Origin of the sequence: Nitrospirillum viridazoti CBAmc, assembly GCF_000730165.1 — a bacterium.
In the GTDB taxonomy this organism is placed as follows: Bacteria; Pseudomonadota; Alphaproteobacteria; order Azospirillales; family Azospirillaceae; genus Nitrospirillum; species Nitrospirillum viridazoti.
Window position 1 is genome coordinate 685,872 of the sequence record NZ_CP022110.1, and the last position, 26,009, is coordinate 711,880.

The following is a 26,009-nucleotide window of genomic DNA, read 5'->3' on the forward strand; positions in this document are numbered from 1 at the left end:
TCATGGCCGGACCCCTCAGCCCCAGCGCGCAGAAGATCCAGAACCTGCTGAACGATCTGGGCCAGCCCATCCACGTTGTGGAATTCGCCGCCACCACCCGCACGGCGGCGGAGGCCGCGGCGGTGATTGGTTGCGATGCGGCACAAATCGCCAAGTCAATTGTTTTTCGCACACGCGAAAAAAACGCCCCCGTCCTGGTGGTGGCGTCGGGGGCCACCCGCATCAACGAGGCCCTGGTGGCCAAGGCCCTGGCCGACATGCTGAGCGGCGACCGGCTGCTGCGCGCTGATCCGGAGTATGTGCGGCTGACCACGGGCTTCCCCATCGGCGGCGTTCCGCCGCTGGGTCATGCGGTGACGCCTGTCACATTATTCGACCGCCGTTTGCTGTCATTTCCCACGGTCTGGGCGGCGGCGGGGACGCCGAACGCCGTGTTCGCCATCGCCCCCGACGTGCTGGCCCGGCTGGCCGGCGCCCGGGTGGTGGACGTCGCCTAGGCGGAAGGAACGGGGTGCCACCGGTGTCTTAGCCGGTTCGACCTATGGCGGTGCTCGGCCGGCCTATACTAGCCAAAAGAGTTTATTGTGCGGTGCACAAAAACGATTGACCGGCTGGCTTACCCCAAGCATTATCCCCCCGGAATTGCCGCACCGCAGCGGCGCAAGCCGTATAGGGATCTGAACACTATGGCGACCAATCCGTTCCTCGACTTCGACATGACGAAGTTCTTCGACCCGTCCAAGTTCGCTGAGTTCACCAAGGTGGACTTCAGCAAGACGCTGGCTGACTACAAGGTGCCGGGCATCGACGTCGACGCCTTCGTCGCCGCCCAGCGCAAGAACATCGAGGCCGTGACGGCCGCCAACCAGCTGGCCGTGGAAGGCATCCAGGCCGTCCTGCGCCGCCAGGCCGAAATCCTGCGCCAGAGCCTGGAGGAAACCTCCTCCGTGGTTTCCGACTTCCTGTCCACCGGCACGCCGGAAGACAAGGTCGCCAAGCAGGCCGAGCTGGTGAAGACCGCTTTCGAGAAGGCCCTGGCCAACGTCAAGGAACTGGCCGAGCTGATCGCCAAGTCCAACAGCGAAGCCGCCGACGTGCTGTCCAACCGCGTGAAGGAAAGCATCGAGGAAGTGAAGGCTGCCATCGCCAAGGCCCAGACCAAGCACTAAGCCTGGTTTCAGCCTCGCGCTGACCGATGAACGGGCGGCACCTTCGGGTGCCGCCCGTTTTCATTTCCGCTGTCCAGCTGCCTACACAGGCAGCCTGATCACCGCCCGCAGGCCGCCCCGGGGGCTGTCTTCCAGCAGGACGTTGCCGCCATGACGGTTGGCGATGTCGCGGGCGATGCCCAGGCCCAGGCCGACACCGCCGGTGGCTTGGTTGCGGGAGCTGTCCAGGCGGTGGAAGGGGCGGAACACCTCCTCCCGCACCTCCGCCGGGATGCCGGGCCCGTTGTCGTCAACCAGGACATAGAGGTGGCCGCCCTGGCGCTGCAAGGTCACCCAGGCGCGGCCGGCATAGCGCACGGCGTTGCCCACCAGGTTGGCGACGCAGCGGCGGAAGTCGTTGGCGCGCAGCGGCACGATGATGGTGGCGTCCGGCAGGCTCAGTTCCACCGACCGGCCCTCGCGCCGGGCGTTGGCCACCACGTCGGTCAGCAGGGCGCCCACGTCGGTGGGGGCGGGCGGTTCGGCGCCCTCGCCCCGGGCGAAGGCCAAGTAGGCCTCGATCATCCCCTCCATCTCGGCCACGTCGGCCTTCAGCTCCTCCACCTCCTGGGCCTCGGGCAACATGGCCAGCTGCAGGCGCATGCGGGTCAGGGGGGTGCGCAGATCGTGGCTGACCCCGGCCAGCATCTCCGTGCGCTGGCTGATCTGGCGCTGGATGCGTTCCCGCATCTGCAGGAAGGCGGTGGCGGCCTGCCGCACCTCCGACGCGCCCTCCGGCTTGAACAGGGGGGTGTCGCGGCCCTTGCCGAAGGCCTCCGCCGCGATGGCCAGGCGGCGGATGGGCCGGATCTGGTTGCGCATGAACATGATGGCGATGGTGAACAGCAGCAGCGAGCTACCGGCCATCCACAGGATGAACACCCAGCTGGTGAAGCTGAACAGCCGCCGCTCCGGCGACAGGACATGCAGCACGCCATCGGGCAGTTGCACGTTGATGCCATACCATTCGTGGGCGACGTGGGTGTCTATGGTCCAGGGGCGGCCGACCTTCTCATCCAGGGCCCGGCCCAGCGTGTGCTCCAGGATGCCGAACAGGTGCTGGCGGTGCCAGTTGGGCAGCCGTTCGCCCGGGCTGAAGGTCACCATCAGGTCGGTGGTGCGGGTCACCATGTCCAGGGTCACGCCCCGGTCCTCCGCCGTCTGGTCGCGGCCCAGCTGCTCGATGACCATGGCGATCTCGCCCGCCACGCCGAAGGCCTGGTTGTTGGTCACCCGTTCCCAATGCTGGTCATAGAAGTAGAAGGTAGCGATGGCCTGGGCCAGAATCACCGGCGTGGTGATGATCAGCAGCGACCGGCCGAACAGCGTGCGCGGCAGCAGGCGCTTCACCACGCCGGAAGGGTTGATCACCGGGGGCGCCCCCAGACCCTGGCGCCGGGGCGCCTGTTCACGCGTCATGCTCATGGGGCGTCCTTCAGCGACTAAAAGGGCGGCCTCAGTCGGGCCGCAGCACATAACCTTCGCCGCGCACGGTCTGCAGATAGCGCGGCTGGCGCGGATCGATCTCGATCTTGCGGCGCAGGCGGGTGACCTGCACGTCGATGGCGCGGGCGTTGCTGTCGATACCGGCGCGCCCCAGATCCTCCCGCGTGAACACCACCCCCGGCTGGGCTGCCAGGGTGCGCAGCAGGCTGGCCTCGCCACTGGTCAGGCGCACGGTCTCCTCGCCCGAGCGCAGTTCCTCCCGCTCGGCATCGAACACCCAACGGCCCAGGCGCACCTCCGCCGCGGCCGTCGCCGGCTTGGGCAGGCGGCGCAGGATGGAGGTGATGCGCAGGACCAGTTCGCGCGGCTCGAAGGGCTTGGGCAGGTAGTCGTCGGCCCCGGCCTCCAGCCCGGCGATGCGGTCGTCCGGCTGTCCGTTGGCCGTCAGCAGCAGGATGGGCAGGCCGCCATCGGCGCGCAAGCTGCGGGTCAGCTCCAGCCCCGACTCGCCGGGCATGCGCACGTCCAGCACCATGAGGTCGAAGTTCAGGGAGGCCAGCATGCGCCGGGCCGCCGCCGCGTCCGCCGCGGCCGAGACGATGAAGCCGTTCTGCGACAGATAGCGCCGCAGGGCCTCGCGCAGGCGATCGTCGTCGTCCACCACCAGGATGTGGGGCTGCTCTTCGGGCAGGGCCTGCTGCGTCATCGTCATGGCCGAATGCTCTCCCTAACGGTCGCGGGGCGGCAGCATAGCATAACGCGGGCTCAGCGCTTCGCCAGCGCCGCCGCGGCGGGCCGCGCCTGGGCGAACGTGTCCCGATCGCTGTCGTCCATGATGCCGACCATGACCTTGCGGAAGCCCTCCACCGCTTCCGCCCCCGCCCGGCGGTAGGCGCGCGCGATCAGCTGGCGCTGGGGCTCCGACAGCTGGCGTTCCAGTTCCTGGCCCTTGGGCGTCAGGTCCAGCAGGCGCTGGCGCCGGTCGCGGGTGCCCTGGCGCTGCACGATGTATTCCTCACGCACCAGATCCTGCAGGACGCGCGACAGGCTCTGCTTGGTGATGCGCAGGATGCCCAGCAGGTCGGTCACCGTGATGTGGGGATGGCGGCCCACGAAGTAGATGACGCGGTGGTGCGCCCGGCCCAGGCCGATCTTCTCCAGCATGGTGTCGGGTTCGGCGGTGAAGTCGCGGTAGGCGTAGAACAGCATCTCCATCGCCTGCCGTAGCTCCTCCTCCCGCAGGAACAGGGGGTTTACGCCGGTTTTCATGTCGGTCATGCGATGCAGGCTTTCGGTACTGGCACGAAATAACGGGCGGCATTATGCCAGTTGCGCCGGTGAAGGGGAGCGGTTTCACGGACGATCCGTCGCACCCCGCCTGGCTCGGCCCTTCGGGGGGATACCGCCTTCCGGGCTCTGGCTTTCGGGGGTGGGGCTTCGGCGGGGATTGCGCGGTGGGCGTCACCTTTGGCAAAAGGGGCGCTCAATCGGGGCGCCGTCGATATTGGGGGGCGTTTACCAGGGGATGCAGGAGCCAAAGGGATGAAGATGAAGCTGTCGGTCGCAGGACTGATGCTGCTGGCACTGGCGGGTTGCGCCGCCAAGCCCGAGGAGAAGCCCGCGGCGCCGGCCGAGCCGCCGCCCGTCGAGGCGCCCAAGCCGCCGCCCACGGATATCACGCTGGATGCCAGCGATCTGACCGCGCTGCAGACGGCGCTGAAGGAGGCCACGGGCAAGCCCATCCAGGAAACCGTGACCTGGACGAACCCGCAGACGGGCCGCCAGGGCACCGTGAAGATGCTGCGCGACGGCTTCGACGCCAAGAACCGCCCGTGCCGCGAATTCCACTCGGTGGTGTTCCAGGGCCAGTTGTTCCGCCACCAGACCGGTTTCATCTGCCGCCAGCCCGACGGCAGCTGGGAAGTGGTCGACGGCGTCGACTACCCGGTCCGCGAACGCAAGTAAGGCGGCCCCCGCCGACTCTCGCTGCCTTGGCCGTGCCACAGTCACGGCCAAGGCTTATGCTGGAGTTCGTGCCGGGCCGGCGCCCGGGCGGACCCATCCGCCTTCGGGGAGCGTTACGTACTGATGTCCCAATCACCGAAATCGGGAGCCACCCCGCCCAAGCCCGGCCCCTCCAGGTCCGGCTCCTCCAGGCCTGGTGAGCCCCGGAGCGGCTACCTTCGGGTGGCCCTGCTGCTGGCGCCGGTGGCGGCGGTGGCTATCGGCGGCGGCCTGCTGCTGGCCCATTGGGGCAAGCGCGCGGAAGCGCCGCCCCCGCCGCCGCCGGTGACAAGCGAGCCGCCGGCCCCCCGCGGTCCGGTGACGGTGGAGGTGGCGGGCGGCGACGGCCCCATCCTGACGGTGGCCTCGCCCGATGACCGCCAGATTTCGGATGAGGGCCTGAAGGCCCTGCACATCTTCGAGTCCAGCACCGGCACCACGGCCCTGCTGGTCTGGTATCGCGGTGCCCTGCAGGTGGAGGACTACGGTCCCGGCACCCGCCCGGCCGATCTGATGGACGGCGCCGGGCTGCAGGCGGGCCTGCTGACCTTCCTGACCGGCAAGGCTATCCAGGACGGTTTCCTTACCTCCGCGGATCAGGCGCTGGGCCAGATCTTCCCGGACTGGAAGGACGATCCGCGGGGCCGTATCACCGTGCGCGACCTGCTGGTGGGCAGCAGCGGCCTCGGCTTTCCGCCCGATACTGGCACCCCGGGTGGCCCGGCGGCGACCGATGCGGGCGCCTGGCTGAAGGGCCTGGCGCTGGAGGCGGAACCCGGCACCCGTTACAAGCCGGCGGACGGTGAGTTGCAGGTGCTGGCCCTGGTGCTGGAAAAGGCGACCAGGCAGCCGCTGGGCGCCTATTTGTCGCAGGGGCTGTGGGCCCCGATCGGCGCCCGCCCGGCGGAGATGCTGTTGGATGACAGCGGCCGCGCCACCCTCGTAGGCTGCTGCGTCAGGGCGACGGCGCGCGACTGGCTGCGCCTGGGCCTGCTGTTGAAGGATGGCGGTCAGGTGGAAAACCGCCCGGTCCTGCCCATGCCCTGGGTGGAGGAGATGCAGCGTCCCACGCTGTTCGCCCGCAACGAGGGCATGCGGGTGCGCATCGCCTGGCCGCGGGAAAAGGGCGGCCCCGTCAAGGCGGCCGAAGCCTTCGCCGAGCCTGACACCGTCTTCATGGCGGGCGCCGGTGGCCAGCGGCTTTATGTGTCGAAGGCGGCCGACCTGGTGATCCTGCGCCTGGGCCGCGCGGTTGAGCCCTGGGATGACGCCACCCTGGTGAACTTGGTGACGCGCCACCTGGAACGCCCGCCGGAGCCCAAGCGCACGCCGTATTCCTCCATCGCCGTCCAGCCGCAAGGGTTGGCCATGCCGCCCATCGTCACGCCGCGCAAGCCGCCGACGGTGGTGACGGTGCCGCTGGACGCCGCCCCATCCCACGGAAAGGATGCCCAGCCGGCCTTGCCGACTGCCCCCGCCGTGCCGGGTGGCGCTTCCGGCCAGCCGAACGGGGGCCAGCCGAACGGGGGCCAGCCGAACGGGGGATCGCCGCCGGCGGACAAATCGCCGCACCGGCCGTGAGGCGCCTTAACCATTAGCCGCCACTGAAAGTGGTGCTTCCGGGTGGGATCCATACCGTCTGTCCGCCGGCCCCGGGAGGGGCACGGCGGAGCGGCTGGTATTAACCTTTATTTGGATTTGAAGGCTTTCAACTGCTTGTTGAAATCGCTCGCGAGCTTCTGCATCTGGTCGACAGCATCGTTGTACTTCTTCTGCCAGTTGCCGTTGCCGTTTTTGCCTTCAAACTCGACGCAACTCATATAGTCCTGGGTCTCCGCCATGAACTTCTTCACGGCTGCGGATGCCGCCTGCATATCCGCTTCCGCCGCCTTGCTGCCGTCCGGCACGGCGGGGGGCGTACCCAACGTGCACTCTGCCCGCGCCACGCCCGCAACCCCCAAACCAGCCATCAGGACGATGGCTGCCACCCGCTTCTTCATCTGCACCAACCTCCCAGAGTCCAGTAAGTACACGGTCTAAAAAAGACTATCCGTCAAAGCTTTACGGACTGTTACCTACATTTGTCTTCACGCCCGGGGCCCGTACGTTGCGGGCCCACGCCCTGTTCACGATCAGCGTCTCGATCAGCCATCATCCAGTCGGCCGGAACGCTGCCGGCCGAGATCCGATGTGACGGAGCAGTGACGGTTTTTGTCACCGGCGCTGAATTTTTATTACTTAAAATGCTAAGAAGAACAGCGGGGCTTGGCCCCTTTCCCCCCGTTTCGTTTATCTCACCCTGTTAGCGCCTTGGATTCCGGGGTTTTAACCAGAGTCTGGCGCCAATGGATCCAGGCTGAAATCCTTTCCGCATTGCGAAAGATAAATTTCAGTCGTCGTGGTCCTTGGCGGCGTTAACTGTAGTTGAGGTTATAAGTCAGTTTACAGGTCTGCGAAAGCATGTCTAGGTATTAGCCCAGGGCCTAGGCCGAGCCGCGATCGCACTGTGGGCGAGGGTTCGGGGGCGCGCACCGGGTTTGATAGGGTGGCTGTCGGTCTTGGCGACGACAGCGGCGCGGGGCAATGAACAAAGCAGGGGTAGTAAATAATGTCGTATGAGGCAGATGGGTTTTTGGGGCGTGTCAGTGGCCTGGTGAAGAAGCCGGAAAATTCGAAAAGCTGGTTTACCATTGGGCGCAAGATCGCCCCTGCGGTCGCCATTCCCACGATTATCGGCCTGGGTGCTGTCATTTGGCTGAGCGCCAATCAGATGCATAAGGCCATGCTGGCCCAGTCTGTGGCGTCTGAGCGCCAGGAAACGGAAATGCTGGCGCAGCAGATGAGCGCCGCCGTCCGCTTCAAGCAGCAGGATTCGATCGCCGACGCCTATGCCGACCTCAGCACCCGCGCGGGCGGCAGCCTGGCGGGCGTGCGCGTGAACGACGGCGATGGCGAATCCCTGGACAGCTTCGACAGCAAGACCCTGCCGACCTACGCCATCGACAAGGACAAGGACCTGCCCAAGAAGGTCACCGAGACCAAGGCCTTCGATCGCGGCGACCACCTGATCGTCATGTCGCCGGTGAAGGCCGGCGCCAACCATGACCAGGTCGGCACCCTGATCGTGGCGTGGAGCCGCCAGGGCCTGAACGAGGCCATCTCCTCCACCGTCAAGGGCTCGCTGCTGACCGCCCTCATCGTGCTCGCCATCCTGGTCGGCGGCCTGGCCGTGCTGCTGCACTTCCTGGTCAGCCGTCCGCTGACCACCTTGCAGACCGCCATGGGCCGCCTGGCCAGCGGCGACCTGACCGTGGACATCACCGGCACGGAGCGTGGCGACGAGATCGGCGCCATGGCCGCCTCCGTCCAGGTGTTCAAGGACAACGCCCTGGAAGTGGAGCGCCTGAAGAAGGTGCAGGAGCAGGCGGAGCGGGAGTCGGCGGAAGAGAAGCGCCGCACCATGAACCGCCTGGCCGACGAGTTCGAGAGCACCGTGAAGGGCGTCGTGGCCCAGGTGTCCGAGGCCGCCACCCGCATGCAGTCCAGTGCCCAGACTCTGTCCGGTTCGGCCGACGAGAGCCGCAGCCAGGCCGGCGCCGTCGCCGCCGCCACGCAGCAGGCCTCGGCCAACGTGCAGTCGGTCGCCAGCGCCACCGAGGAGCTGGCCGGTTCGCTGGCCGAGATTTCCAACCAGGTCAACACCTCGGCCCGCATCGCCAAGGCCGCCGCCTCCACCGCCGAGAAGACGAACGAGACCGTGCAGTCGCTGGCCTCGCGCGCCCAGAGCATCGGCGACGTGGTGAAGCTGATCTCCGACATCGCCAGCCAGACCAACCTGCTGGCGCTGAACGCCACCATCGAGGCGGCGCGCGCCGGTGAGGCGGGCAAGGGCTTCGCTGTGGTGGCCAGCGAGGTGAAGAGCCTGGCCAACCAGACGGCCAAGGCGACGGAAGAAATCTCCGCCCAGATCTCCACCATGCAGGACGCCACCCGCGACGCGGTCGACGCCATCATCACGATTTCCCGGACCATCGCCGAGATCAACGACATCTCCGACATGGTCGCGGGCGCCGTGGAAGAGCAGGACGCGGCGACCAAGGAAATCGCCCGCAATGTCCAGCAGGCCTCCATGGGCACCATGGAAGTGTCGCGCAACATCGGCTCGCTGCAGCACGCCGCCGAGGACACCGGCAAGTCGGCCACCCAGGTTCTGGGTGCCGCCACCGGCCTGGCCCAGCAGTCCGACACCCTGGCCGGCCAGGTGGACCGCTTCCTGCAGCAGGTCCGCGCCGCCTAACCAGCGCCGCCTTGAGTAAAAGTAAAACCCCCGCAGGAGCGATCCTGCGGGGGTTTTGTTTGCCTAGGCACGGGTGGGTTAGGCGGTGACGCCCCACAGTTTCCTGGCCTCCTCCGCGATCACGTCCGGATATTCCTCTGGGAAGAACAGCTTGGCCTGGGGCAGATGGCGCACGCCTTGGCAATTGGGCAGGACACTGGCCAGGTAATCGCCGCCGGCGGGGTCGAAGATGGTGTCGGCCATGCCCCAGATGATGCGGGTCGGCACGGCCACCCGGCGCAATTCCTTCTCGATGCCGGCCAGTGGGTTGGGATCCAGGCCCAGGGTATAGGCGTGCACCAGATCCTTGCGCCGGGGGCTGCTGACCAGCGGGCCCAGGTAATAGTCGATGGCCTCATCCGTGGGGCGGGTGGGGTCGCTGAAGGTCTGACCGCCCAAGCCTGTCGGGCTACGTGCCAAATCCTTGTCCGCCACCCAGCGCGCCAGCCAGCGGTCGGCGAAGGTGCCGGCCCGCGCCATCTCCAGCACCGGCTGCAGGGCGGGGGGCGGGCTGTCGGGCTCGGTATCGCAGTTGGTCAGCAGCAGGCTGCGCACCCGCTTGGGGTATTGGGTGACGAACAGCTGGGCCACCGCCCCGCCGCTGTCGTTGGCCACGATGTCCACCGTGTTGGCGCCCACGCCATCCAGGAAGGCGGCCAGCATGCGCACCTGGACCAGGGGCGTCACCGCTTGGCCATCCGGCACGCGGCTGTAGCCCAGGCCCAGGAAATCCGGTGCCAGGCAGCGGCGGTGGGCCGACAGCCGGTCGATGGCGCTGCGCCATTGGAAGCTGTTCAGGGGGAAGCCGTGTAGGAACAGGGCGTCGGGGCCGTTGCCCTGGTCCATATAGGCGACATGGCCGAAGGGCGTGCCGGCGTAGCGGCGTAAAGAGCGGTAGGCGGCGGCGTCCAGCGGCCCGGTGCCGGACAGGGCGGCCGCGCCGGCACCGGAGGTTCCCAGGGCCAGGGCGGCGCCGGCCAGGCTTTGCAGGAAATGACGGCGGGCGAACGGTGCGGTCAGCATCTTTCATTCCCCAAGGGAAAGTTGTTCGGATGCCCCAGGGATACGCCCAGGCCTTATTCGCGGTCGATAACCCGCCAGGTCATGGTTTCTTGACCTCCGAGGTCATGGCTTTTGCCCGTGGCCGCCGTATCATTCCCCCACCATGACCCATGCCGCCGCGACCGTGACCGCCATTCCCTCCCAGCCGACGCCGCTGGGCCTGCTGCTGCGCGAATGGCGGGCGGCGCGGCGCATGAGCCAGATGGATCTGGCGCTGGAGGCCGGCGTCTCCACCCGGCACCTCAGCTGTGTGGAAACCGGCAAGGCCCAGCCCAGCCGTGAGCTGCTGGCCCGCCTGGCCGATACGCTGGACATGCCCCTGCGCGAGCGTAACGCCCTGCTGGTGGCCGCCGGCTATGCCCCGCGCTACAGCGAGGCGACGCTGGCCACCCCGGCCATGGCACCGGTACGCCAGGCCATCGACTTCATCATCGGCCAGCAGGAACCCTACCCGGCCCTGGTGATGAACCGCCGCTGGGACGTGGTGCGCATCAACCGCGCCACCGCCCGCATCGTCAACCTCGCGCGTGGTGGCATGCCCCGGCACAACAACATCCTGCGCCAGGTGTTCGATCCGGAGGACATGCGCCCCGTCATGGGCAACTGGGAAAGCCTGGCCGGCGACCTGATCTGTCACCTGCACAACGAACTTGCGGCCACGCCGCTGGACCAGGGGCTGCGCACCTTGCTGGACGATGTGCTGGCCTATCCCGGCGTGCCCGCCCGCTGGCGGTCGCGCGATCCCGACGCCTACCCCCTGCCGCTGTGCACCACGGTTTTCGCCGGTGGCGCCTTGGACGGCGAGGGCCACCCCCTGCGCTTCTTCTCCACCATCACCACCTTCGGCTCCGCCCGCGACGTGACGGTGGAGGAACTGCGCATCGAGTGCATGTTCCCGGCTGATGAGCGCACGGCGGAACGATGCAAGGCGCTGGCGGCGGACTCGTCTGCATAAACAAACAGCGGCAGGGTATGCCCCTGCCGCTGCCGCGTATCCGGTGGCGCTGCGGAAGGACTTATCCTTCCACCTTGCCGCCGTTGGCGGCCGACCATTCGGCCGGGGCATGCAGGAACTTCTCCACTTCCATCATCGTTCCGACATCGAAATAGTTGTGGTCGCGGGCCACCTTCAGCACGTCCCACCAGGTAGTCAGGGCATGCAGGGTGACGCCGATCTCGCGCATCGTCTCCACGCTCTTGGGGAAGATGCCGTAGTGGAAGACGACGAAGGCGTGCTCGCACACCGCACCCGCCTGACGCAGGGCGTTGACGAAGCCCACCTTGCTGCCGCCGTCGGTGGTCAGATCCTCCACCAGCAGGATGCGGTCGCCCTCGGCGAATTGGCCCTCGATCTGGGCGTTGCGGCCGAAGCCCTTGGGCTTCTTGCGCACGTACTGCATAGGCAGGCCCATGCGGTCGGCCATCCAGGCGGCGTAGGAGATGCCGGCCGTCTCACCGCCGGCGACACCGTCGAACGCCTCGAACCCGGCGTCGCGCATCACCGTCTGCACGGCGTAATCGATGATGGCCGAGCGGGCGCGCGGGAAGCTGATGACCTTGCGGCAGTCGATATAGACCGGGCTGGCCTTGCCCGAGGTCAGGATGAAGGGCTGGGTGGCGTTGAAGTGGATCGCCTTGATGTCCAGCAGGATGCGGGCGGTCAGGCTGGCGGCGGTCTGGGCGTCGATCATGGGGGACCTCGGGCGCTGAAGATAAATTGGTGGAGGTATTAGTCCTGCAGCAGGCGCCAGTCCAGCCGTTCGCCGGCGCGGAAGGGCAGGACAGCGTTGCTGCCGCCGGCGTCCACCAGGTCGGGAACGGTATAGCCGTCGCGCACCAGGGTGATGGTGTCCTCATTTGGGGCCAGGCCATGGAAGCGCGGGCCGTTCAGGCTGGCGAAGGCCTCCAGCGCGTCCAGCTTGCCTTCCTCGTCGAAGACCTGGGCGTAGAGTTCGATGGCGCTGGCCGCCGTGTAGATGCCGGCGCAGCCGCAGCCCGACTCCTTGGCGCTGGTGGGGTGCGGCGCGCTGTCGGTGCCCAGGAAGAACCAGGGCTGGCCGCTGGTGGCGGCGCGGCGCAGGGCCAGCCGGTGCTTTTCCCGCTTGGCGATGGGGAGACAGTAGAGGTGGGGCCGAATGCCGCCCGCGAAGATGGACGACCGGTTGATCATCAGGTGGTGGGCGGTGATGGTGCAGGCGAGGCGCCCGCTGCCCCCGTGCGCCTCCACCACGGCTACCGCTTCTTCCGTCGTGGCGTGTTCCAGCACGATTTTCAGGGCCGGGTAGCGATCCATCAGCGGCAGCAGCACGCGCTCGATGAACACGGCCTCGCGGTCGAAGATGTCGATGGCGGGGTCGGTTACCTCGCCATGGACCAGCAGGGGCATGCCAATGTCCTGCATGCGCGCCAGCACGCCGGCGACGTTGGCGAGGTCGGTGACACCGTGGGCGGAGTTGGTGGTGGCGTGGGCGGGGTACAGCTTCACCGCCCGGAACAGGCCTTCCTCATAGCCGGCGGCGATCTCATCGGCGCTGCTGCCGTCCGTCAGGTAGGCGGTCATGAGCGGCTGGAAGCGGGCATCCGGACCCAAGGCCTCCACGATTTCCGCCTTGTAGCGCCGGGCGGCGGCGCGGTCGGTCACCGGCGGCACCAGGTTGGGCATGATGATGGCCCGGCCCATCTGGCGGGCGGAATGCGGCAGCACCGCGCGCAGCATGGCGCCGGTGCGGACGTGCAGGTGCCAGTCGTCGGGGCGTCGCAGGGTCAGGCGGGCGGCGAGGGTCGCGCTCATGGGGCAGGGTCCGGCTTATGATGTCCGGGCGCCAGTGGTACGCGCTCAGGCGCGCGGGCTCAACCCCCGTGGGTTTGGGGTTGCCCATGCCTGTGGCGCGCCACCGGGCAAATCGGGTATGAAGCCCGTCTTGTCCGTCTCTTAGATTCCGAGTTCGATCCCATGGCCCTGATCGCCCCCCGCACGCCGCCCGGCACGATGGAACTGCTGCCGTCCAAGCAGATCGCCTTCCAGCGCATGCTGGACACCATCCGGCGGGGCTATGAGCGTTTCGGCTTCCTGCAGATCGAAACCCCGGTGTTCGAGACCGTGGACGTGCTGCTGACCAAGTCGGGCGGCGAGACGGAAAAGCAGATCTATTTCGTGCAGTCCACCGGCGCCCTGGAACAGGCCAAGCGGCCCGATATCGCCCTGCGCTTCGACCTGACCGTGCCCACCGCCCGCTATGTGGCGGAGCATGAACATGACCTGAGCTTCCCCTTCCGCCGTTACCAGATCCAGCGCGTCTATCGCGGGGAGCGGGCGCAGAAGGGACGCTACCGCGAATTCTACCAGTGCGACATCGACGTCATCGGCAAGGACAGCCTGTCCGTCGTCTATGACGCGGAGATGCCGGCCGTCATCTACACCGTGTTCCGCGATCTGGCGGCGGTGGGCATCGACGTCGGCCCCTTCCAGATCAACCTGTCCAACCGCAAGATCCTGCGCGGCTTCCTGGAAGGGCTGGGCCTGACCGAGGGCGAGGCCCAAGCCGCCGTGCTGCGCGAGATCGACAAGCTGCCCAAGGTGGGCGTGGACGCCGTGCGCGCCACCCTGACGGGTGAACAGGCGCTGTCGGCCGAGACGGCCGACGCCATCCTGGCCTTCGTCGGCATCGATGGCACCACGGATGAGATGCTGGCCAAGGCCAAGGATCTGGGCAGCGCCAGCGCCCTGGCCCAGGAAGGCCTGGGCGAGCTGACCCAGGTGGTGGCGGGGCTGCGCGCCCTGGGCGTGCCGGATACGCACTTCCGGGTCAATTTCTCCATCACCCGCGGCCTCGATTACTACACCGGCACGGTGTATGAGACCTTCCTGACCGATTTCCCGCAGATGGGCAGCGTCTGCTCCGGCGGGCGCTATGACAACCTGGCCAGCCAGTACACCAAGAGCAAGCTGCCGGGCGTGGGCATCTCCATCGGCGCCACCCGCTTGTTCTACGTGCTGGACCAGGCCGGCCTGGTGAAGGATCAGACCAGCACCATCGACGTGCTGGTCACCCAGTTCGCGCCTGAGCTGCTGCCCGACTACCTGGCCCTGGCGGGTGAGCTGCGTGCCGCTGGCCTGAACGTCGAGGTGCATCTGGAACCGGCAAAAATCGCCAAGCAGATGAAATATGCCGACCGCGCCGGCATCCCCGTGGTGCTGATGATGGGCCCGGACGAGGCCGCCGCCGGCACCGTGACGGTGAAGCGCCTGGCCAGCGGCGAGCAGGCCGCCGTGGCCCGCGCCGACCTGGCCGGCCATCTGCTGACGGCGTTCGGCCGGACCCGCTGAGATCACCAGAACCGGCACGGACCTTGCGTTAAGGGGCCGTGTTTGGCCACACCGGCGGCAAAACCTACCCCCAACAGGGGGCTGACCCTGATATCGCTTGATCGCGTGCAGGATAGGCCGCTTAGTTGAGACGGGGGGTGAACCTCTGCCCGGTGGCCTGTGACGGGTCTGCGCTGAGGGGGGTACCGCGTACGCGGGTGATGACGACCAGCACCGACAACAGCTTGGGCGGGGCTCCCTTAACGGGTGTTAGCGGGCGGGGCGACACCTTGGCCGCCTTGCGTCCCCCCGTCTCCCGCCTGGCGCCGGGCGCTGGGACAGCCGACGCTGCGCCCAAGCCGCCGAAGGTCCGTCGGCGGGGCACGCCACTGTGGGTGCGCGTCCTGGGCTGGACCACCAGCCTGGCTGTCCTGGGCTGCATCGGCGGGGCCGCCTGGCTGGAGACGGAGACGTCGGGCTTTGAATCCGCGCTGCTGGCCCGGGTCGGGCGCGACCTGCGCTATTCCGTTTACCCCGGCTCCACCACGGCAGTGCGCTATCCCACGGCGGGGCCGTATGACGAGCGGCTGGGCTACACCCAGATGCCGAGCTTCCTGGAACGGCTGACGGCCGGACCCTATCGCGTCACCGCCCAGGCGCGCATGTCGCCTACGCTGCTGGACTACCTGGACCTCAGCTTCTATCCGCCCTATGCGGAGAAAACCTCGGCCGGGCTGCAGGTGCTGGACCGGGGCGGCACGCTGCTTTATGGCGCCAGCTATCCGGAGCGGGTGTTCACCAGCTACGCCTCCGTCCCGCCCGTGGTGGCCAACACCCTGCTGTTCATCGAGAATCGCCAGCTGCTGGACCCGGCCCATCCCTACCGCAACCCGGCGGTGGATTGGGACCGCTTCGGCTTGGCCCTGCTGCAGATCCCGTTGCAGGTCATCAACCCCGGCGCGCAGCGCATCGGCGGCAGCACCCTGGCGACCCAGACGGAGAAGTACCGCCATTCCGCCGGCGGGCAGACGGCGGACGGGGTGGAGAAGCTGCGCCAGATGGCGTCGGCCAGCATGCGCGCCTATATGGACGGCGCCGACACCACACAGACCCGCTACCGGATCCTGGTGGACTACCTGAACTCCACGCCCTTGTCCGCGCGGCCCGGCATCGGCGAGATCAACGGCCTGGGCGACGGCCTGTGGGCCTGGTACGGCACCGACTTCGCCGCCGCCAACCAGATCCTGCGGGCGACGCCCCAAACTGAAGAGGATCTGGCGACCCAGGCGGTGGTCTACAAACAGGTGCTGAGCCTGCTGCTGGCCCAGCGGCGGCCCTCCTTCTACCTCACCACCAACCGCACGGCGCTGGACGCCCTGTGCAATGAGCATCTGCGCGTGCTGGAGAAGGCGGGCGTCATCCCGCCGGCGCTGGCTGACGCGGCCCAGAACTTCAAGCTGCGCTTCCGGGATGAGGCGCCGGACCCGCCCGACGTGTCGTATGTGGAGCAGAAGGCGGTCAACGCCATCCGCAACCGCCTGACCACCATGCTGGGGGCCCATACGCTGTACCAGCTGGACCGGCTGGACCTGACCACCGAGACGACGCTGGACCAGGCGGCGCAGGAGCGGGTGACCGGGGTGCTGAAACGCCTGGCGGATCCGGCGGCGACGGCCGAGCTGGGCCTGACCGGTGACCGGCTGCTGACCGGCGCCGACCCGGCCAAGGTGGTCTATTCCGTTACCTTGTATGAGCGCGCGCCGCACGCCAACCTGGTACGGGTGCAGGTCGACACCCTGGACCAGCCGCTGGACCTGAACGAGGGCGCGCGGTTGGACCTGGGGTCCACCGCCAAGCTGCGCACGCTGATCTCCTACCTGGAAATCGTCGAGAAGCTGTACCGCGACTATCACCAGCGCGACGCTGCCTCCCTTCGCGACATCTCGGCCGCGGCGGACGACAACCTGACGCGCTGGGTGACCGACACGCTGGCACAGACGGGCGACCAGGGCCTGCCGGCCATGCTGAACGCGGCCATGGAGCGCACCTATTCCGCCGGCACGGGCGAGCGCTTTTTCACCGGCGGCGGCCTGCACAGCTTCAACAATTTCGAAAAGTCGGACGACCACCGTATCCTGACGGTGTCGGAGGCGCTGCGCCGCTCGGTCAACCTGGTGTTCATCCGCCTGATGCGCGACGTGGTGAACCACTACATCGCCGAGGGGCCGGCGCGGAAGGACGACGTCCTGGACGACCCGCACCACCCGGCCCGCCAGACCTATCTGGCCCAGTTCGCGGACCGGGAAGGCAGCACCTTCCTGAACCATTTCTGGGACGAGTACGGCGGACTCAGCCCCGACAAGGCGCTGGAGAAGCTGGCGGCCAAGGCCGGCACGCGGGAGGAGCGGCTGGCCGTCATCTACCGCTCCGTCCGGCCGAACTCGACGCCGGAGGATCTGGCCCGCTTCCTGGCCGCCCATGGCGCGGTGGAGAATGACAACCGGCCAGGGGCGCATCCTGCCGCCAAGCCGCAGCCGCTGAAGCCGGCCACCGTGGCCGCCCTGTTCGAAAAAGTGGACCCCGAGAAGTGGAGCCTGAACGATCGCGGCTACATGGCCGGCGTCCATCCGCTGGAGCTGTGGCTGGTGGCCTATCTTCAGGACAGCCCCAAGGCGCCCAAGCGTCAGATGCTGAAGGAGAGCAGCACCTCGCGCCAGGAAAGCTATCAGTGGCTGTTCTCCACCCGTTACAAGCACGCGCAGGACACGCGCATCGGCATCGTGCTGGAGGAGGAGGCCTTCGCCCGCATCCATGCCGACTGGAAACGCCTGGGTTATCCGTTCGAGGCGCTGGTGCCGTCCTACGCCACCTCCATCGGCAGTTCAGGCGACCGGCCGGGGGCGCTGGCCGACCTGATGGGCATCATCGTCAATGACGGCATCCGCCTGCCCACCGCCCGCGTCACCCGCCTGCATTTCGCCGCCGGAACACCCTATGAGACGGTGGTGGGCCTGGACGACCAGATGAAGGGGGAGCGCGTGCTGTCCCATGACCTGGTGGAGGTGGTGAAGGCCCACCTGCTGGACGTGGTGCAGAACGGCACGGCCCAGCGCGCCAAGGGCGCCTTCCACGACGCCGACGGCAACCCGCTGCCCCTGGGCGGGAAGACCGGCACGGGCGATCAGCGCTTCGACCGTTTCGGGCCCGGCGGGGTGCTGCTGGAATCACGGGTGGTGAACCGCACCGCCACGTTCGTCTTCTACGCCGGCGACCGCTTCTTCGGTGTCATCACCGCCCATGTCCATGGAGCGCAGGCCGCCAACTACCACTTCACCAGCGCCCTGCCGGCCCAGCTGCTGCGCGTTTTGGCCCCGGCGCTGCAGCCCCTGATGCTGATGCCGCCGGACCAGGGGTAACTACAGCCCCGTTTCCTCCAGGAAGTGGTCGATATCCTCCCACACCGCGCGGCGGATGGTGTCGTTCTCCATCATCAGCTCATGCCTGGCGCCCGGATACTGATGGAAGCGGGCGTCGGGCAGGCGACGGGCCAGGGCGCGCAAGGCCGGGGAACTGACGATCCGGTCGGCGCCAGCTGCCAGGATCTGGATGGGCAGGTCCAGGCCCGACATCGTGGCGTGGGCGAGATAATCGGTGGAGCGGTAGGCGGCTGCCAGCCAGCCATAGGTGACGCCGCCCAGGCAAAGGTCCTGCTGCTGGCGGCAGGCGTCCAACGCCACCTTGAAGCGGCGCGGATCGCTGGTCAGGGGGTTGCCCTCGAACCGTTGCGCGTCGGGGTCGAAATCGCGCTGGCCGGGGGCGTAGGTTTCCGCCTTGCCTTGGCGGCAAGCCAGGTTGGCGATCAGGGCGGCGGCGCGGCCGGGCAGCGGGGCGGTGTTGATCCGCACCATGGCGGCCGACAGGATCAGGGCCTTCAGCCGCGGCACCTCCATCGCCGTGTCGCAGTCCAGCACATGACGCAGCATCAGGTGGCCGCCCATGCTATGGGCGAAGGCGACGACCGGCCCGGTGGGTGGGCACAGGGCGGCCATGATGGCCTCCAGATCCTCCAGGTAGGTCGAGAAGTCGTCGATGTGCCCCAGCTGGCGGTTGGGCAGGGGCCGGGTGGACAGGCCTTGGCCGCGCCAGTCGAAGGACACGACGCGCCAGCCCCTGACGGCCCACTCTGCCGCCTGCTCCGCATATTTTTCCAGAAATTCGCTGCGGCCGTTGACCAGCAGGCAGGTGCCGCGGCGGCCCTCCTCCCCCGCGCTCTGCCAGCAGCCCAGCCGCAGCCGCGCGCCGTCCGGGCGGTCCAGATACAGGTAGGCCCATCCGGCGCCGGCCGACGGGTAAGTCCATCCCGCCGGCGCGGCGCCGGGGGATGTTTCGCCAGGGGTTGTTTCGACTGCGTTGTCCATGACAGCGACGGTTCCGGCCCGCATAGTTCTCGGCGCTATTGTCCCCATTGTCGGCGCGATTCGGGGCGGCGATCAAGTCGCCGATCCATATCTGCACATTTTATCAGATTATTGGCGGGGTGCCGCTTTCCGCTATGCGCGTGCTCACAGGGCGGGTGGAAAAGTTTCATCCGTCCCCTGGGGTTCGGCCACGGCGGGGCCCGCGTGGTTGATGAAGTTGCGCACCAGTACACGCGTGTCACCCCGCCGCCAGGCCAGCGCCAGCCGGGCCGTCGGCTGGGGAATACCCGACAGCGGGGCCAGGGGCAGGAAGACCACGCCCGCCACCCGCACCTGGGACATCGACGCCGGCATGATGGACACGCCCAATTCGGCCGCCACCAGGTTGACGATGGAACTCATCTGCGGCGCCGTCTGGTACAGCCGCGGCTCGAACCCGGCGGCGCGGCAGGCGGCCATGGTGGTCTCGAACATGCTGGGGCCGGCTCCCTTGGGAAACAGGATGAAGGGGTCGTCCCTCAGCCGGCCCAGGTCCAGCACCGGGGCGCCCGCCGCCGGATGGCCGGCGGGCAGGACGGCCACCATGGGCTCCACCGCCAGCAGGCGGGTCTGCACCGGGCCGCCCGGGGGCGGGTCGGTGCGCAGGAAGATGATGTCGACCTCTCCCCCTTCCAGTGCCGCCAGCAAGGGAATGGAATTCGATTCGACCAGGCCCAAATCCACCTCGGGATGGCCCGGCGAAAGGACCGGATGGCGCCGGCCACCGCCGGGTTGAAGGCGGAGGAGGAGGTGAAGCCCGCCCGCAGGCTGCCCAGCTCCCCCCGCGCCGCCCGCCGCGCGCTGTCCAGCGCCTGCTGCGCCAGGGCGGGGAAGGGGCGCACGCGGTCCATGAAGGCGCGGCCTGCCTCCGTCAGTTCGGCGCCATGGGGCACGCGGTGGAACAGCGCCGCCCCCACCTCGCGCTCCAGGTCTTTGATCTGCTGGCTCAACGGCGGCTGGCCGATGCCCAGGCGGGCCGCCGCGCGGGTGAAGTTGCCTTCCTCGGCTACCGCCAGGAAATAGCGGATGTGGCGCAGTTCCATGTTCGTGGCCCCGGTTCCTGGTTTCGCCATTGCTAAAAGCGATCACCTTCGCCTGTGCCATATATTGGACCTCTGGCCTCGCCGGCGCCAGTTTCCGGTGTAGGCCCGTTCCTGGGCGAACTGTTATTTTTGAGGATGGCCATCATGGAATCCCTACATTGGCGACGGAACCTGTACGTCTGCCTGTTCGGGTCCTTCACCACCATCGCGGGCCTCAGCCTGATCTTGCCCTTCCTTCCCCTGTATGTGGAGCATCTGGGGGTGGCGGGGCGTGCCGCCATCGTGCAGTGGTCGGGCATCGCCTATGGCGCCACCTTCTTCGGCGCGGGCGCCACCGCCCCCCTGTGGGGCAAGTTCGCCGACCGCTACGGCCGCAAGGTCATCCTGATCCGCGCCAGCCTGGCCATGACGGTGGCCATCGCCCTGACCGGCCTGGTGCAGGACGTCTATCAGCTGGTGGCGCTGCGCCTGCTGGCGGGCCTGCTGGGTGGTTACGCCTCCGGCTCCATCGTGCTGGTGGCGACGCAGACGCCCAAGTCCCGCTCCGGTTGGGCGCTGGGCATCCTGTCCACCGGCATGCTGGCCGGCAGCCTGGCTGGGCCGTTGATCGGCGGGGCGCTGCCCGGCCTCATCGGCCTGCGCCAGACCTTCCTCGCCGCCGCCGGCGTCATCTTCCTGACCTTCATCGCCACCGCCACCCTGATCCGTGAGGAGCCGCGGGCCAGGGCCGCCGGCCCTCACCCCACCGGCAGCCCCTGGCGCCAGATTCCCGACCGGCGTCCGGTCTACGCCATGCTGCTGACCGCCTGCATGCTCATGGTGGCCAACATGTCGATCGAGCCCATCATCACCGTCTATGTCGGCCAGATCGCCGCCCCCGGCAGCGACGTCGCCTTCCTGTCCGGCCTGGTGATGGCGGGCGGCGCCCTGGCCAGCATGCTGGCGGCACCCCGCGTGGGGCGGCTGACCGATCGGCTGGGGCCGCGCACGGTGGTCATCGCCTGCCTGGCCGCCACCGGCCTGCTGATGATCCCGCAGGCCTTCGTCACCCATACCTGGCAATTGGTGGCCTTGCGCTTCTTCATGGGCCTGACCCTGGCGGGCCTGCTGCCGGCCATCACCACCCTGATCCGCCATGCCGTGCCCGACCGGGTAGCGGGCGCCATCCTGGGCTATTCCACCTCCGCCCAGTTCGCAGGGCAGGTGGCGGGGCCGCTGCTGGGCGGATTCATCGGCGGCCACGTCGGCATGCGCGCGGTGTTCTTCGTCACCGCCATCCTGCTGTTCGCCAGCGCCGCCCTGAACGCCCGGCTGAAGATTTATTCCGACCCCGCCCATGCGGTCTAAGGGCGGGGGGCTTGCGCGGGAAGGGCTTTGCACGGCGGGGCGTTAGCGCCTATATCCGGACGCATCGGATACCCGCCTGTTCACGGCCCACCTCAAGTCGACGGAAAGCCGCCGGTCATGAAGTTACTGCGCCACTATGAGGATGCGCCCGCCGAGTTGCGTGGGGCTGTCGTGGCCCTGGGCAATTTCGATGGCGTGCATCGGGGCCATCGCGCCGTCATCGGCCAAGCCCGCGCGCTGGCCGACGATCTGGGCCGCCCGGCTGGGGTGGTGACGTTCGAGCCGCACCCGCGCAGCTTCTTCCGGCCCAACGACCCACCTTTCCGCCTGACGCCCCTGCGCATCAAGACCCACCTGATCGAGGCGCTGGGCATGGACGCCATGGTGGTGCTGCACTTCGACGCCGCCCTGGCGGGCATGACGGCTGAGGAGTTCGTGGATACGGTGCTGGTCCAGGGTTTGGGCGTGCGCCATGTGGTGGCCGGCTATGACTTCCTGTTCGGTCACAATCGGAGCGGCGACATGGCGCTGCTGCGCGCCCTGGGCGCCCGCCACGGCTTCGGCGTGACCGAGGCGCGGCCGGTGGCCAATGGCGCGGGCGAGCCTTATTCCTCCACCGCCGTCCGCCGTCACCTGCAGGAGGGCCGGCCGCAAGAGGCGGCCGCCATCCTGGGGCATCCCTTCGAGATCGAGGGCCGGGTGGAGCACGGCGACAAGCGGGGCCGCACCATCGGCTTCCCCACCGCCAACATCGAAATCCACGATTATCTGCGCCCCCATTTCGGCGTTTACGCCGTGCGCGCCGGCGTGGACGAAGGGGCGGGCACCGTCTGGCTCGACGGGGTGGCCAACCTGGGCCGCCGGCCCACCGTGGGGGGTACGGTGGAGCGGCTGGAGGCCCACCTGTTCGACTTCGACGGCGATCTCTACGGCCGCCATGTCCGCGTGCAGCTGCTGGACTTCATCCGGCCGGAGATGAAGTTTGAGAATTTCCAGGCGCTGAAGGACCAGATCGCCCGGGACGCGGACGAGGCCCGCCGCCGGCTGGCGGCGCTCCCCGGCGCTTAAGTTGGCCATCGCCTTGACGCTTCCGGACACCATCCCATCTTGCTTGACCCACAGGGGCCGGCTGCTAACATCCGCCCCCATGTTGCCAACGCGCCAGATCAGGGTCATGGACCTGCGAATTATCGACCCGGTCTCCTGAGGGGGGCCGGGACCAGGGCGCGCTCATCCGCGTACCACCACCGCCGACTATCCCGCCGGCCTTACCCCCGGGGCGCCCGCATCCGCCTCCGGACAAGGGCAAGGCCGCCATCCGAACACCGGATTTTCTGACCCGCCATGACCCGCGATCTTAAAGACACCGTTTTCCTGCCGCGCACCGATTTCCCCATGCGTGGCGGCCTGCCGAAGAAGGAGCCGGAGCTGCTGGCCCACTGGGCGGCCATCGACCTGTACGGCAAGCTGCGCCAGGACGGGGCGGAGCGCGCGCCCTTCGTGCTGCATGACGGCCCGCCCTACGCCAACGGCAACATCCACATCGGCCACGCGGTCAACAAGATCCTGAAGGACGTGGTCATCCGCAGCCAGCAGATGCAGGGCCGCAATGCCGTCTATGTCCCCGGCTGGGACTGCCACGGCCTGCCCATCGAATGGAAGATCGAGGAGAAGTACCGCAAGGCCGGCAAGGATAAGGACGAGGTGCCGGTCCTGCAGTTCCGCGCCGAATGCCGCAACTTCGCCGCCGAATGGGTGGGAATCCAGGCCACCGAGTTTCGCCGCCTGGGCGTGGAAGGCGACTGGCAGAACCCCTACCTGACCATGGCGTTCGACGCCGAATCCGCCATCGTGCGCGAGATCCACAAGTTCCTGCTGAACGGCGGCCTGTACAAGGGCGCCAAGCCCGTCATGTGGTCGGTGGTGGAAAAGACCGCCCTGGCCGAGGCGGAGGTCGAATACCAGGACGTGACCTCGCCCATGATCTGGGTGCGCTTCCCCGTGGTGACGGCGCCCACGCCGGTGCTGAATGGTGCGGCGGTCGTCATCTGGACCACCACCCCCTGGACCATGCCGGGCAACCGCGCCGTGGCCTATGGCGAGGATATCCCCTACGCGGTCTACACTGTGACCGAGGCGCAGGAAGGCTCGCTCGCCAAGGTGGGTGAAAAGCTCATCCTGGCCCAGGCCCTGGCCGAGGGGGTGGCGACGTCGGCCAAGGCGACGTTCGCCAAGGGCGCGGACGTTGCCGCCGCCGACCTCAACGGCGCCATCCTGGCCCATCCCTTCCGTGGGCATCCGGAGGCCAACGGAGGCTACGACTACCCCGTGCCGTTGCTGCCGGGCGACCATGTCACGTCCGACGCCGGCACCGGTTTCGTCCACACCGCGCCCGGCCATGGTGCCGAAGACTTCGACCTCGGCCGCAAGTTCGGGCTGGAGGTGCCGCGGACCGTGGACGCGGACGGCAGCTATTACGCCCATGTGCCGCTATTCGCCGGTGCCCGCGTCTACACGCCGGAAGGCAAGCCGGGTGACGCCAACGGCAAGTCCATCAGCGCCCTGATCGCGCAAGGGGCGCTGCTGGCCAAGGGCAACCTGAAGCACAGCTACCCGCACAGCTGGCGCTCCAAGGCGCCGCTGATCTTCCGCACCACGCCGCAGTGGTTCATTTCCATGGACACCAACGACCTGCGGGCGCGGGCGCTGGCGGCCATCGATGAGACGCAGTGGGTGCCGCCGCAGGGCCGCAACCGCATCCACGCCATGGTGGAAAGCCGCCCCGACTGGTGCATCAGCCGTCAGCGCGCCTGGGGCGTGCCCATCGCCCTGTTCCTGTCCAAGGCGGACGGCCAGCCCCTGAAGGACGAGGGCGTGCTGAACCGCATCGCTAGCTTCTTCGAGACCGAGGGGGCGGACGCCTGGTACAACCGGCCCGCCGCCGACTTCCTGGGCCCGGATTATGACCCGGCCGATTTCGACCAGGTGTTCGACATCGTCGACGTCTGGTTCGAATCGGGCTCCACCCACGCCTTCGTGCTGGAGCGGCGTAACGACCTGTCCTCGCCCGCCGACCTCTACCTGGAAGGGTCGGACCAGCATCGCGGTTGGTTCCATTCCTCGCTGCTGGAAAGCTGCGGCACCCGGGGCCGCGCGCCCTTCAAGGCGGTGCTGACCCATGGCTTCGCGCTCGATGAGCAGGGCCGCAAGATGTCCAAGTCCCTGGGCAACGTGGTGGCGCCGCAGCAGGTGATGGAGGAGTACGGCGCCGACATCCTGCGCCTGTGGGTCGTGGGCTCCGACTATTCGGAGGATCTGAAGGTCGGCAAGGAGATCCTGAAGAGCAACGCCGATCTCTATCGCCGCTTGCGCAATACCCTGCGTTACCTGCTGGGCGCCCTGGCCGATTTCACGGAGGCGGAGCGGGTGGAACCGGCCGCCATGCCGGACCTGGAGCGCTGGGTGCTGCACCGCCTGGCGGAGATGGATGCCATCGTGCGCCAATCCACCAAGGAATACGATCTGCACCGCCTGATCACCGAGCTGCATAACTTCTGCGCGGTGGACCTGTCGGCCTTCTACTTCGACGTCCGCAAGGACAGCCTGTACTGCGACGCGCCGACCAGTGCCCGCCGGCGCGCCGTGCGCACGGTGCTGGAACGGCTGTTCGTGACGCTGACCGCCTGGCTGGCCCCCATCCTGTGCTTCACGGCGGAAGAGGCCTGGCTGGCCTTCCTGGTGGAGGGCGACGACGCCCGTCGCGCCGCTTGGCCGGAAAGCGTGCACCTGCGCCAGTTCCCCGACATTCCGGCGGATTGGCGCAATGATGCCCTGGCCGCCCGCTGGACCGTGGTGCGCGACGTGCGCCGCGCGGTCACGGGCGCCCTGGAACTGAAGCGCGCCGACAAGACCATCGGTTCTTCCCTGCAGGCGCACCCCACGGTGTATGTGCAGGAGGCCCACCAGGCGGCCCTGGCCGGCCTGGACCTGGCGGAGATCAGCATCACCTCCGGCATCACCGTGATGGTGGGTGCGGCCCCCGAAGGCGCCTTCGCCCTGGCCGACGTGGCCGGCGTGGGCGTGGTGTTCGGCCCGGCCGAGGGTGAGAAATGCGAGCGCTGCTGGCGCATCCTGCCGGAAGTGCCGGCAGCGGCGGAGGGCGTGGAGCAGTTGTGCCATCGCTGCGATGACGCGGTAGGACACCACGTATGAGCATGCTGACCCGCGTGTTGGGGCGGTTCGGCGTTCCGGGCCTGTTGGCGGCGGCCGTCATCCTGGCCGCCGACCAGGCCAGCAAGGCCGCCATTCTGGGCCGCTTCGCCGAGGCTGGCGACGGCGTGACCCTGCTGCCCTTCTTCAACCTGGTGCTGGTGTGGAACCACGGCGTCAGCTTCGGCCTGTTTAATCAGGGCGGCGCGACGGGCACGGTCCTGTTGATCGTGTTAGCCCTGGTCATCACCGCCGCCATGGCGGTGTGGATGCGCCGCGCGGCCCGCCTGATCGAGGCGGTATGCGCCGGCATGGTGATCGGCGGGGCTTTGGGGAACGTGATCGACCGGCTGCGCCTGGGCGCCGTCGTTGATTTTCTGGACTTCCACATCGCGGCGTGGCATTGGCCGGCATTCAACGTTGCCGATAGCGGCATCGTCGTCGGCATGCTGGTGCTGGTCGTGGATGGGCTGTTCGTCAAGCCCGCGACGCGGTAGGGTGTCGCCGTCAACGGAGCGGTGGGGCTCCGCGGATGGGGTTGGTTCCGTTTTTGGGTCAGGTTCACGGGGGTCCCGGGGTTCGGGGCCTACA

At 68.1% G+C, this 26,009-nt stretch carries 21 protein-coding genes and 1 pseudogene; 12 read left to right on the forward strand and 10 right to left on the reverse strand.

Annotated elements, in window-relative coordinates; translation table 11 throughout:
• Positions 1–2 precede the first annotated feature (2 nt).
• Together Y958_RS03215 and Y958_RS03220 are read left to right on the forward strand one after the other, a co-directional pair.
• Entirely contained in the window at positions 3–497 is a 495-nt protein-coding gene (locus tag Y958_RS03215; protein WP_088870883.1) for a YbaK/EbsC family protein, read from the forward strand.
• Positions 498–686: 189 nt separating this feature from the next.
• Complete coding sequence (locus Y958_RS03220; protein WP_004272223.1) at positions 687–1,169, forward strand: phasin family protein; 483 nt, start codon at positions 687–689, stop codon at positions 1,167–1,169.
• Positions 1,170–1,250: 81 nt separating this feature from the next.
• Here the strand turns inward: Y958_RS03220 and Y958_RS03225 are convergent, their stop codons facing one another.
• From Y958_RS03225 to Y958_RS03235, 3 genes are read right to left on the reverse strand one after another with little or no spacing between them, the layout of a single operon-like run.
• Positions 1,251–2,633 (reverse strand): ATP-binding protein, encoded by a 1,383-nt coding sequence (locus Y958_RS03225; RefSeq protein WP_088870884.1) that lies wholly within the window; start codon positions 2,631–2,633, stop codon positions 1,251–1,253.
• A gap of 31 nt (positions 2,634–2,664) precedes the next feature.
• Complete coding sequence (locus Y958_RS03230; protein ID WP_088870885.1) at positions 2,665–3,366, reverse strand: response regulator; 702 nt, start codon at positions 3,364–3,366, stop codon at positions 2,665–2,667.
• Positions 3,367–3,419: 53 nt separating this feature from the next.
• The gene (locus tag Y958_RS03235; RefSeq protein WP_088870886.1) at positions 3,420–3,932 is read right to left on the reverse strand and encodes a MarR family winged helix-turn-helix transcriptional regulator; all 513 of its coding nucleotides are present in this window, start codon (positions 3,930–3,932) and stop codon (positions 3,420–3,422) included.
• Between the two features lie 264 nt (positions 3,933–4,196).
• Between Y958_RS03235 and Y958_RS03240 the strand changes: the two genes are divergently transcribed.
• Both Y958_RS03240 and Y958_RS03245 read left to right on the forward strand, forming a co-directional pair.
• Entirely contained in the window at positions 4,197–4,619 is a 423-nt protein-coding gene (locus Y958_RS03240) for an RT0821/Lpp0805 family surface protein (protein ID WP_050898079.1), read from the forward strand.
• Between the two features lie 222 nt (positions 4,620–4,841).
• Positions 4,842–6,239 (forward strand): serine hydrolase domain-containing protein, encoded by a 1,398-nt coding sequence (locus Y958_RS03245; RefSeq protein ID WP_186291242.1) that lies wholly within the window; start codon positions 4,842–4,844, stop codon positions 6,237–6,239.
• Positions 6,240–6,346: 107 nt separating this feature from the next.
• On the opposite strand, the gene Y958_RS03250 is transcribed toward Y958_RS03245, so the two are convergent.
• The gene (locus Y958_RS03250) at positions 6,347–6,658 is read right to left on the reverse strand and encodes a hypothetical protein (RefSeq protein ID WP_040849401.1); all 312 of its coding nucleotides are present in this window, start codon (positions 6,656–6,658) and stop codon (positions 6,347–6,349) included.
• Positions 6,659–7,440: 782 nt separating this feature from the next.
• Between Y958_RS03250 and Y958_RS03255 the strand changes: the two genes are divergently transcribed.
• Positions 7,441–8,955: a methyl-accepting chemotaxis protein gene (locus tag Y958_RS03255; RefSeq protein WP_244909351.1), complete on the forward strand. Its 1,515-nt coding sequence runs from the start codon at positions 7,441–7,443 to the stop codon at positions 8,953–8,955.
• Positions 8,956–9,033: 78 nt separating this feature from the next.
• On the opposite strand, the gene Y958_RS03260 is transcribed toward Y958_RS03255, so the two are convergent.
• Positions 9,034–10,017, reverse strand: a complete 984-nt coding sequence (locus Y958_RS03260; RefSeq protein WP_088870890.1) for an alpha/beta fold hydrolase — start codon at positions 10,015–10,017, stop codon at positions 9,034–9,036.
• 142 nt (positions 10,018–10,159) lie between these two features.
• Between Y958_RS03260 and Y958_RS03265 the strand changes: the two genes are divergently transcribed.
• A complete protein-coding gene (locus Y958_RS03265) occupies positions 10,160–11,011 on the forward strand; it encodes a helix-turn-helix domain-containing protein (protein WP_088870891.1) in 852 nt (283 codons plus the stop codon).
• A 61-nt stretch (positions 11,012–11,072) separates the two neighbouring features.
• Here Y958_RS03265 and Y958_RS03270 read toward each other — a convergent pair whose 3' ends face one another.
• Together Y958_RS03270 and pyrC are read right to left on the reverse strand one after the other, a co-directional pair.
• Positions 11,073–11,747, reverse strand: a complete 675-nt coding sequence (locus Y958_RS03270; RefSeq protein ID WP_004274107.1) for an orotate phosphoribosyltransferase — start codon at positions 11,745–11,747, stop codon at positions 11,073–11,075.
• A gap of 38 nt (positions 11,748–11,785) precedes the next feature.
• Positions 11,786–12,847 carry a dihydroorotase gene (pyrC, locus tag Y958_RS03275; protein WP_088870892.1) on the reverse strand — a complete coding sequence of 354 codons (1,062 nt, stop codon included), beginning with the start codon at positions 12,845–12,847 and terminating at the stop codon, positions 11,786–11,788.
• A gap of 162 nt (positions 12,848–13,009) precedes the next feature.
• Here pyrC and hisS point away from each other — a divergent pair, with 162 nt between their 5' ends.
• Positions 13,010–14,383, forward strand: a complete 1,374-nt coding sequence (gene hisS / locus Y958_RS03280; RefSeq protein ID WP_088870893.1) for a histidine--tRNA ligase — start codon at positions 13,010–13,012, stop codon at positions 14,381–14,383.
• Positions 14,384–14,583: 200 nt separating this feature from the next.
• Positions 14,584–17,778: a transglycosylase domain-containing protein gene (locus Y958_RS03285; RefSeq protein WP_244909352.1), complete on the forward strand. Its 3,195-nt coding sequence runs from the start codon at positions 14,584–14,586 to the stop codon at positions 17,776–17,778.
• Here the strand turns inward: Y958_RS03285 and Y958_RS03290 are convergent, their stop codons facing one another.
• The 3 genes and pseudogenes from Y958_RS03290 to Y958_RS32715 form a co-directional block, all read right to left on the reverse strand.
• Complete coding sequence (locus Y958_RS03290) at positions 17,779–18,780, reverse strand: alpha/beta fold hydrolase (RefSeq protein WP_186291243.1); 1,002 nt, start codon at positions 18,778–18,780, stop codon at positions 17,779–17,781. It abuts the gene before it with no gap.
• Between the two features lie 144 nt (positions 18,781–18,924).
• Entirely contained in the window at positions 18,925–19,503 is a 579-nt protein-coding gene (locus Y958_RS32710) for a LysR substrate-binding domain-containing protein (protein ID WP_276328578.1), read from the reverse strand.
• Between the two features lie 233 nt (positions 19,504–19,736).
• Positions 19,737–19,892: pseudogene (locus tag Y958_RS32715) on the reverse strand (LysR family transcriptional regulator); the annotation flags it as partial.
• A 114-nt stretch (positions 19,893–20,006) separates the two neighbouring features.
• Here Y958_RS32715 and Y958_RS03300 point away from each other — a divergent pair.
• From Y958_RS03300 to lspA, 4 genes are all read left to right on the forward strand, one after another.
• Complete coding sequence (locus Y958_RS03300) at positions 20,007–21,209, forward strand: MFS transporter (protein WP_211098519.1); 1,203 nt, start codon at positions 20,007–20,009, stop codon at positions 21,207–21,209.
• Positions 21,210–21,326: 117 nt separating this feature from the next.
• Positions 21,327–22,277 carry a bifunctional riboflavin kinase/FAD synthetase gene (locus tag Y958_RS03305; RefSeq protein ID WP_088870897.1) on the forward strand — a complete coding sequence of 317 codons (951 nt, stop codon included), beginning with the start codon at positions 21,327–21,329 and terminating at the stop codon, positions 22,275–22,277.
• A gap of 276 nt (positions 22,278–22,553) precedes the next feature.
• Positions 22,554–25,421: an isoleucine--tRNA ligase gene (gene ileS / locus Y958_RS03310; protein ID WP_088870898.1), complete on the forward strand. Its 2,868-nt coding sequence runs from the start codon at positions 22,554–22,556 to the stop codon at positions 25,419–25,421.
• A complete protein-coding gene (gene lspA, locus Y958_RS03315) occupies positions 25,418–25,915 on the forward strand; it encodes a signal peptidase II (protein ID WP_088870899.1) in 498 nt (165 codons plus the stop codon). Before ileS ends, lspA begins: the two co-directional genes overlap by 4 nt.
• Positions 25,916–26,009: the final 94 nt, after the last annotated feature.